We start from the raw sequence: 8,451 nt of genomic DNA, 5'->3' as shown, positions 1-8,451 counted from the left end.
TGACGCCCAGCAGGGCCTGTTCCTTCCGGCCCGCCAGCACCCCTTCGGTCAGCTTTTCAATTGCCTGCGGCTGGTCCCCCGTCGGCTTGTAGGGGGCGACCAGTTCAAATTTTCCTTCTTCCATATACCTTCCCCGCTTTGGGCCGTCAGATCAATCGGTTTCCATCCACGCGCTCAAAAGAACAGATGTTCGATTCATCTAGTTTAGCTTCTTTTCCATCAAAAGTCAACAGTTTATTTTATCACAGATTCCGCATGATTTCAAATGGCCGCCGCCGAAAGATTCTGCCAGGCGCGCGGCGCAGAAAGGGCGCCTCCCAAGCGGAAGCGCCCTGCCGTCATTCGTTTTCTGTTTTGTCCGCGGATTCCCGCCACCTGCCCGGCTCGCCGGACGCGTCCTCCCGGGAGAGGGCGTCCTCCATCAGCGAGACCAGTTCGAGCGTGCTGCGGAACTGCCGGACCAGGTCCCGGTCGAGCCAGCGCACCGTGCCCTGCCAGGTAGCGTTCTGACGGAAGAACACGCTGACCACAAACGTCGCCCGTTTCCCGGGTTCCTCCCTGCCGATGCGGGCGAGCGCCTCCTCCAATTCCCCGCTCTGCTGCGCCTCCGGGGGCTCCGGCCTTTCCGCCGCCGTTTTTCCCCGCTTCTTTTTCTGGAAAGAGCGGATCTGCATGGCGCTCTGCGGGAACCGCTTTTCATTATAAAACTGTTCCATGCGGGTGATCAACGCGAGCACGCCGGAAAACGCCGTGACGCCGAAGGCCGGGGCTGCCAGGCGTCCGTTCAGGTCGTGGTCCTCCGTGCTGTCAACAAATACCCAAACGGAGGTGGGGCTGACCGCTCCCAGGGTTCCTGACTCCATCTGTGGTCCCTCCATCTCTCAGAATTAGAATGGGCCCTAGGGCCGCTCAAAGGAAAAGAAACCGGAATCGCGCATCGAAACGTAGTCCGACCCAGCGAAAATCAGGTGGTCGGCGAGACGGATTTTCGCCGCCGCCAGCGCGTCAAAGACCGAGCGCGTCGCGAGCATGTCCGCGTTGGATGGGAGCGCGAGCCCGCGCGGATGGTTGTGCGCAAGGATTACCGACACCGCGTGGCTGCGCATCGCGGCCTCAAGGATGTTGCGGGTGTACATCGGCGCGGCGTTGATGCTGCCCTCGGCGATGAAATCACCGTAGACGACGCCGCCCCGGCTGTCCATGCAGAGCAGGAAGATCATCTCGTTGCTGCGCCCGATGAATTTCGGCCGCAGGAAGGTCCCCACCTCTTCAATCGTGGCGAGGACCACGCCGTTTTCGTCATAGTCGTCGAGGTACCGCCGCGCGAGCCCGGGCACCAGCTTGAGCAGCGTCGCGACGTTCGCGCCGACCCCCTCCACTTGGCAGAGCTCGTCGAAATCCGCGTCCAGTACGCCGGATAGCGACCCGAAACGTGCGAGCAGGCGGTGCGCCAGTTCGTTGGTGTCCCGCTGGGGCACCGCATAAAAGAGCAGCAGCTCGAGGACGTTGTGCGGCGCGAAGCCGTCCAGCCCCTCCTTTAGGAAACGGTCCTTGAGCCGCTGCCTGTGTCCCTCGTGCACATTCGCCATCCGCTCATCACCGCCCGCGTTTCCAGTATCTTGGTGCTTATTATATCAAAATATTTCCTGTTTGCCTAGACCCCGTCGATTTTTCCCGGCTTCCGCCGGACGAGCTTGTGTGCTATAATAGGCGCAGGCCATCGGCTTTTCCCGCCGCGGGCGGTTTCAACACCGCGCGGCCATCGATTTACAGGGCCCCTCCGATCATCGGGGCCGCGGAGGTTTGCCATGAGAGAATTCGTCATCAACCAAAACGACGCGGGCCAGCGTGTGGACAAATTCGTGACCAAGGCGGTCCCGCTTCTTCCTCAGGCTCTGCTCTACAAATCCATCCGCACCAAGCGGATCAAGCTCAACGGCAGACGGTGTGAAATCTCCACCCGGCTGTGCGAGGGCGACCGGCTCTCTCTCTACCTGAACGATGAATTTTTCGGCGGCGAACCCGGCGTGCCCGTCTTCCTCTCCGTCCCCCCGGCGGTCGACGTCGTCTACGAGGATGAAAACATCCTCCTCGCGGATAAGCGCCCCGGCCTGCTTGTCCACGAGGACGAGGGCGGCCAGGCGGACACGCTGATCAACCGCATCCTCCACTACCTCTACCGGAAAGGCGAGTTTGATCCCGCCCGGGAGAACAGCTTTACCCCCGCCCTCTGCAACCGGATCGACCGCAATACGGGCGGCATCGTCATCGCGGCCAAAAACGCGCCCGCCCTGCGCGTGCTCAATGAAAAGATCAAGGCACGCGAGCTGCAAAAGCTCTACCTCTGCGTCGTGCACGGCACGATGCCGCGTCAGTCGGACACCCTCAAGGGCTTCCTCGTCAAGGACGGCGCGGCGAACGCCGTCGCCATCTGCGACCATCCTGTGCCGGGCGGCCGCACCATCCTCACCCACTACTGCGTGCTCGGCCAAAACGGGCGGTTCTCCCTGCTGGAAGTCGACCTGCTGACCGGCCGCACCCACCAGATCCGCGCCCACCTCGCCTCCATTGGCCATCCGCTGCTCGGCGACGCCAAATACGGACACAACCGCGACAACCACGGCACCGGCTACCAGTTCCAGGCCCTATACTCCTATAAGCTTACCTTTCGGTTCCAGAGCGACGCGGGTCCCCTCAACTACCTGAACGGCAGGAGCTTCGAGGTGAAGAAGGTGTGGTTTTGCGACGAGTTCCTCTCCGGGAAGCTCCGATAGCACTTTTTTGAAAAAGTGCTTGACAATTCTATCTGTAATGATTATAATTACAGATAGAGGGAAACAAAACGGAAAGGATGATTATATGAATATCTTGACAATTACGTCGGACAATTTTGAGGCCGAGGTTTTGAAATCGAACGAGCCCGTGCTCGTGGACTTCTGGGCGCCCTGGTGCGGCTACTGCCGGATGCTCTCCCCCATCTTCGACCAGCTTGCCGAGGCCTACGAGGGCAAAATCCGGTTCGCTAAGGTGAACATCGACGATCTGCCCTCGCTCGCGCAGCGGTTTTCGGTGATGACCATCCCCACCCTGCTGCTCTTCCGCGGCGGCATGGAAAGCGAGCCGCTCGTAGCCGCCAAATCCAAATTCCAGATCGAGGAGTGGCTCAAGCAGTTGGGCGCGGTCTGATCGCCACAAGCATAAAAGGGTCCCGCCGGCGGTGCCGGCGGGATCCTTTTTGCGCGCGGTTTTCCCCTTTAAAAAACCTCCTTGACAAACGGGATTGGCCTGCTATAATGGAATTCCATTCACAAACTCCGGAAGACCTTGCCGTACGCTGCGGCGGGCCGTCTTTTGACCGCAGACGCAAACACAGCCGGACGGGCGCGTGTCTGCGTCTTTTTGACCGTCCGGCAAATCAAAAGGAGGTTTTATGGAACAATCGCAGCCTCACGGCTGGAAGCGCGGCTTCTTTACAATCGCGGCGGGGCAGACCGTCTCGCTGGTCGGAAGCAGCGCGGTCCAGTTCGCGCTGATCTGGTGGCTTGCCAGCGAAAGCTCCTCCCCCATGACGATGGCGCTGGCGGGACTCTTCGCCTTCCTGCCGCAGCTTGTGCTCGGGCCGTTCGTCGGGGTGTGGGTCGACCGCCTCAAGCGCAAGACCGTCATCATCTCCGCGGATCTCTTCATGGGGCTGGTCGCGACCGTCTTCGCGGGCGTCTTCCTGCTCGGCAGGCCGCCCTTCTGGTCGGCCTGTCTCGTACTGGGCATCCGGGCGGTTGGGAACGTCTTCCACACCCCCGCGATCCAGGCGGCGATCCCCATGCTCGTACCCCGGGAACAGCTCGTCCGCGCCAACGGCTGGAGCCAATTCATGCAGTCGGGCGCCTTTATGCTCGGGCCGGTGCTCGGCGCGGCGATGTACGCCGCGCTTCCGCTTCCGGTCATCCTGCTCTCCGACCTTGTCGGCGCGGTCGTGGCGAGCGCTACTGTCGCGGTGGTGAAAATCCCCGATCCCCCGCGTTCCGGACAGGAGCTGCCGTATTTTCTGCGTGAGATGAGGGACGGCGCGGCCGTCTTTCTGCGCGACCGCAGACTCTTCACCCTCACCCTCTGCGTATGCGTGGGGATGATCTTCTACATGCCGCTATCCTCCTTCTATCCGCTGATGACGAGCGACCACTTCCAGGCGACGGCCTGGCACGCCAGCCTCGTGGAGCTGCTCTATGCGGCGGGCATGATGCTCAGCGCCGCCGGTCTGGGCGCGGTCGGGACGATCAAAAACAAATTTTTCGTCATCCACCTCGGCCTGCTCGGTCTGGCGGCAAGCACCCTTTTATGCGGAATCCTGCCGGGCGACATGGTCTTTTTCTGGCCCTTCGCCCTCTTCTGCGCCGTTATGGGCGCCAGCGGGAACCTCTACGGCATCCCCTTCATGGCCTACATGCAGGAGTCCGTTCCCCATGAGGCACAGGGGCGCGTCTTCTCCCTGCTGGGCAGCATGATGTCCCTGGCCATGCCGGTGGGACTGCTGATCGCGGGACCGGTCGCCGAACGCTTCGGCGTACCGCTCTGGTTCTTCCTGTCGGGGGCTGTGCTCTTTGCCGTCACCGGTATCAGCGCTCTCCTCACCCTGCGCCCGGGCGGACGCGGTCCGAAATGACAAAAGAGCGGCTAGAAATCCAGCTACTCTTTTGATACGGACCCGGTGCAGGGTCCGTCGATAATCCGATCCTCACGTCAATCCGGTGCAACCAAGTGCACAATTTTCACCTTCAAAAGCGGCAAAGCAGGCATAAAGAAAACCCCGCAAACAGGCTTAAACAGCTTGTTTGCGGGGTTTTTGGCGGAGATGGAGAGATTCGAACTCTCGAGGAGCTTTTGACCCCTACACGATTTCCAGTCGTGCGCCCTCGACCAGCTAGGCGACATCTCCAGACTTGTCCGCGCGATTGGCACCTGATTATTATACTACGCAGATCGCAAAAAAGCAATATGTTGACCTAAAAAATTTTGCCAATTTTTCTGCAAGAAAAAACCGCCCGCCGGGGCGGACGGTTTTAACCCCCTCAGGAGTCCGTTCCCATCTTGATGCGCACATATTTGTGCTCCCGCACGGTCAGCACCACAAAGACCACTCCCACGAGGATATCCATCATGGTGCCGAGGATGAGAAGGTCGAGCGTGGCGATTTCCGCGCGGCTGAAAATCTTCATGAAAATCAGGTTGAAGAAGACGGCCGCCGCCAACAAGCCGTAATAGGAGGCGAGCTCTTTTCTGCTGACCCGTTTCACGATGTTTTTGCAGAGCAGGAAGAGCCCAAAGAGGACGACGATTCCGGTCGAGACATACACCGCCACCGGAAGCCGTTCAATATCTGTCGTAAACACATATGCCAGCGACGCGAACTTGGCCGCCGTCGCCAAAATCATCAGATAGAGCATCAGCTTTCTGAGCAAAAACTTCCCCCCGTTTCCAATCCGTTTTTTGCGCAAATTTGCGTAAGGGTTATTGTAACCGATTCCGCCGTTTCTGTCAAGTTTTGCCCGTCTGATGCGGCTTTGCAGGGTCTATTCCGCGTCGTCCAACAATGCGCCGACGTTCTCGAAGCTGCCTGTCAGAGAGGCAACGACCCCCTTATACACCACGATCGGGTCGTCCAAAAACCGTTCCCGGATCCGCCCGCAGGTCTCCTCGTCGGGCAGAAGGATGGTCAGCTTCAGCAGGTCGCTGCCCACGTCGGTGATCGTCAGCGTCAGAAGGTATCCGTCGTCCGCCTTTTGGACCTCCGCCTTGTTGTGCGCGCGGCGCTCCCGCCGGATGAAGTAGCGGTTCGCGGCGTCCACTGCCTTTTCCCGCACGCTGAGCGGAAGCGTTTTCTCAAACGTCCCGGCGGCGCTTTCGCCAAGGCCGGTCAAGGTGTAGCACTTTTCCCCCTCGCAGCCGCCGATGGCGATGTGCCCACTCTTGACAAGCGCGGCCGCCGCGCTCGCCGCCTCAAAATAGTTGCCGATTCCCTCGCCCACAAACAGTTCGATCAGGGCGGAAACGGGCATCGGCCGCTCGATATGCTTCAGGACGTAGCAGATCAGGATTTTGATCTCATAGTCGGTGGTCAGCCCGCCCGGCTCCACGCCCGCCCGGAATCCCTCGTACAAATTTTCCACCCCACAGTCGTCGGTTTCCATTCCCTATGATACAATATTTCGGAGGAAAAAGCAAAACCTATTGTCTGACCCGCTTTTTGCACTTTCCGTAAAATTTACAATCCCGAAACAGCTTTTTCCCGCAAACATGCTATATTGGTGTTGAAATTGAATTTTCCTCCCGTTTGAAGCAGGCGGGCGGGAAATCTCGTTAGATAGACAAAGGAACTTTTCGGAAAAAGAGATGTGAAGATGAAAAACCTAACCCCGGAAGAAAAAAAACAATATCGAAAACTGATTATGGCCGCCGTGGGCCTTGTCCTGATCATCGGGGTTCTCTCCCTGCTCTGCATGCCCCTCTTCCAGCGCCTCTCCGACCCGGGCAATCAGGAACAGCTCCGCGCGTGGATCAATTCGCTCGGCTTCACCGGCTGGCTGGTCCTGCTCGGCGTCCAGATCCTGCAGATTGTGATCGCCTTTATCCCCGGCGAGCCGGTCGAGCTGCTCGCGGGCGCGCTTTACGGCGCCTGGGGCGGACTCTTTACCTGCCTGCTCGGAATCGTGATCGCCTCCTCCGCCATCTTCTTTCTCGTGCGCCGGTTCGGCTACCGGCTGGTGGCGCGTATCTTCGGCGAGCAGAAGCTCAGCGAGTTCAAGTTCATCAACAATACCAAAAAGGTGGAAACCGTCACCTTCATCCTCTTCCTCATCCCTGGCACTCCAAAGGACATGCTCACCTATCTGGCGGGCGTCAGTAAGATCAGGCCCGCGCAGTTCCTGCTGATCTCCACCTTCGCGCGGATTCCCTCGGTCATCACCTCCACCTGGATGGGCGCGTCGGTGAGCCGCGGCAACTGGGAGATGGCAATCGTCGTTTTCCTGCTGACCGCGGCGATCGGGCTGTTCGGCATCCTCTGCAAGCAGAGGGTCATGGACTGGCTTCACAGGCTCCACAGGGAGCATTGATCAAAAAAGAGCCGGCGCAAAGCGCCGGCTCTTTTGTTGTCCCGTCTATCGGATCAGCTGCGCGCGCAGCGCAAGCTGGGTGCAGTACATGGCAAAATAGCCCGTGAGCTCGCTGCCGTACCGGACGAAGACCGGATCGTCCTCCCTGCCGCAGAGGCGCGCGAACACCCTGCCGACCGCGCCGATGTCGTCGGGCGAGGAACGCCCCGCAAGGATATAGAGGGAGAGCGCCGCCGAATCGCTGACGAGCCGGTAGGTCTCGCCGGAAGCCCGCTGGAGCTCGTCATAATAGGCGGACATCGCGGACTGCGCCACAATGGAATTGGGCGCCATATCCTCGATCACCCGGCCGACGAGATAGGAAAAGAGCACTTTCCGCTGGGAGAGCGTCTCGGCGCTGTCGAACGCCCCGATGCCGAAAAAGACGATCCCCCGCTCGTCGGCGGTCAGCTCGGCGGCGAACTGGACCCCGAGCGCGCGCGCTTTCTCCATGTTGCCGTTGGCTTTTTCGCGCGCGAATGCCGCCGCCGCCCCCTCCGAACTGTCAAAGACCTCCGAAGGATCGTCCGGCGCTATTTTGATATCGCTGTCGTCGAACCGCATCGGAAACGCCCTCCCTCCTGTGAAAACGGCCGCGGCCTCCCTAATCCCGCGCCTGCGCCAGCGCAAGCGCGAGCTGGTCGGGGCAGGAGGTCGACTTCATGCCGCAGCGGATGCCGCCGAGCAGCTCCACGACCTCCTCCACCGGGCGGCCCTCCGCCAGCCTGCTCACGCCCTGCGTGTTGCCGCTGCAGCCGCCGATGAATTCCACGGATTTGACGACGCCGTCTTCAACCTCTACATGTATCATACGCGAGCAGACGCCTTTTGGTTTATAGCTGATCTTCATACCGATCCTCCGTCAATCAAATTCTCGCGGCGCCCGAGGCCCGGGCCTCGTCCGCGACCGCCTCGGCCACCCGGTCGGCGACCCGCTTGTCCAGCGCGTCGGGCAGGATGCGTTCGGCCGAAAGCTCCCCGTCCGGCACCATCGCGGCGATCGCCCTCGCGGCCGCCACCTTCATCTCCTCGGTGATCTCCCGCGCCCGCACCGCGAGCGCCCCCTTGAAGATGCCGGGGAAGACAAGCACATTGTTGATCTGGTTGGGGAAGTCCGAACGTCCCGTCCCGACCACCGCCGCGCCCGCCGCCCTGGCCAGATCCGGCATGATTTCGGGGGTGGGATTGGCCATCGCGAAAACGATCGGGTCCTTCGCCATAGAGGCGACCATCTCCGGCGTCACGAGGTTCGGGCGGGAGACACCGATCAAAACGTCCGCCCCCTTCATCGCGTCCGCGAGAT

The 8,451-nt window shown here is 60.5% G+C and carries 11 protein-coding genes, 1 tRNA gene and 1 pseudogene; 4 read left to right on the top strand and 9 right to left on the bottom strand.

Annotated elements, in window-relative coordinates; genetic code table 11:
• The 3 genes and pseudogenes from RDM88_RS10230 to RDM88_RS10220 all read right to left on the bottom strand — a co-directional run.
• Positions 1-124, bottom strand: a pseudogene (locus RDM88_RS10230) (excinuclease ABC subunit B); the annotation flags it as partial.
• A 214-nt stretch (positions 125-338) separates the two neighbouring features.
• Positions 339-863 (bottom strand): hypothetical protein, encoded by a 525-nt coding sequence (locus tag RDM88_RS10225; protein WP_308754742.1) that lies wholly within the window; start codon positions 861-863, stop codon positions 339-341.
• Positions 864-899: 36 nt separating this feature from the next.
• Positions 900-1,589, bottom strand: coding sequence for a DNA repair protein RadC (locus tag RDM88_RS10220; protein ID WP_308754741.1), 690 nt, complete (start codon positions 1,587-1,589; stop codon positions 900-902).
• Between the two features lie 219 nt (positions 1,590-1,808).
• Here RDM88_RS10220 and RDM88_RS10215 point away from each other — a divergent pair, with 219 nt between their 5' ends.
• The 3 genes from RDM88_RS10215 (at position 1,809) to RDM88_RS10205 (ending at position 4,660) form a co-directional block, all read left to right on the top strand.
• Positions 1,809-2,774 carry an RluA family pseudouridine synthase gene (locus RDM88_RS10215; RefSeq protein WP_308754740.1) on the top strand — a complete coding sequence of 322 codons (966 nt, stop codon included), beginning with the start codon at positions 1,809-1,811 and terminating at the stop codon, positions 2,772-2,774.
• 85 nt (positions 2,775-2,859) lie between these two features.
• The gene (gene trxA / locus RDM88_RS10210) at positions 2,860-3,186 is read left to right on the top strand and encodes a thioredoxin (protein ID WP_308754739.1); all 327 of its coding nucleotides are present in this window, start codon (positions 2,860-2,862) and stop codon (positions 3,184-3,186) included.
• A 244-nt stretch (positions 3,187-3,430) separates the two neighbouring features.
• On the top strand, positions 3,431-4,660 hold the full coding sequence (locus RDM88_RS10205; RefSeq protein ID WP_308754738.1) for an MFS transporter: 1,230 nt from the start codon (positions 3,431-3,433) through the stop codon (positions 4,658-4,660).
• Between the two features lie 181 nt (positions 4,661-4,841).
• Here RDM88_RS10205 and RDM88_RS10200 read toward each other — a convergent pair.
• From RDM88_RS10200 to RDM88_RS10190, 3 genes are all read right to left on the bottom strand, one after another.
• Positions 4,842-4,933: transfer RNA gene (locus RDM88_RS10200), tRNA-Ser, on the bottom strand.
• Positions 4,934-5,066: 133 nt separating this feature from the next.
• A complete protein-coding gene (locus RDM88_RS10195) occupies positions 5,067-5,456 on the bottom strand; it encodes a hypothetical protein (protein WP_308754737.1) in 390 nt (129 codons plus the stop codon).
• Between the two features lie 111 nt (positions 5,457-5,567).
• Complete coding sequence (locus tag RDM88_RS10190; RefSeq protein ID WP_308754736.1) at positions 5,568-6,155, bottom strand: DUF4364 family protein; 588 nt, start codon at positions 6,153-6,155, stop codon at positions 5,568-5,570.
• A 240-nt stretch (positions 6,156-6,395) separates the two neighbouring features.
• On the opposite strand from RDM88_RS10190, the gene RDM88_RS10185 reads away from it, so the two are divergent.
• Positions 6,396-7,109, top strand: a complete 714-nt coding sequence (locus RDM88_RS10185; protein ID WP_308754735.1) for a TVP38/TMEM64 family protein — start codon at positions 6,396-6,398, stop codon at positions 7,107-7,109.
• A gap of 45 nt (positions 7,110-7,154) precedes the next feature.
• Here the strand turns inward: RDM88_RS10185 and RDM88_RS10180 are convergent, their stop codons facing one another.
• The 3 genes from RDM88_RS10180 to RDM88_RS10170 form a co-directional block, all read right to left on the bottom strand.
• Positions 7,155-7,712 (bottom strand): hypothetical protein, encoded by a 558-nt coding sequence (locus RDM88_RS10180; RefSeq protein WP_308754734.1) that lies wholly within the window; start codon positions 7,710-7,712, stop codon positions 7,155-7,157.
• A gap of 40 nt (positions 7,713-7,752) precedes the next feature.
• Entirely contained in the window at positions 7,753-7,998 is a 246-nt protein-coding gene (locus RDM88_RS10175) for a TIGR03905 family TSCPD domain-containing protein (RefSeq protein ID WP_374045454.1), read from the bottom strand.
• A gap of 16 nt (positions 7,999-8,014) precedes the next feature.
• Positions 8,015-8,451, bottom strand: a 437-nt coding sequence (locus RDM88_RS10170) for a malic enzyme-like NAD(P)-binding protein (protein ID WP_308754733.1), incomplete at its 5' end; no start/stop codon positions are given.

The organism is uncultured Anaerotruncus sp. (assembly GCF_902490045.1).
Classification (GTDB): Bacteria; Bacillota; Clostridia; order Oscillospirales; family Ruminococcaceae; genus Anaerotruncus.
The sequence above is the reverse complement of the archived record's forward strand: the minus strand, read 5'-3'. Positions and strand labels throughout refer to the sequence as shown.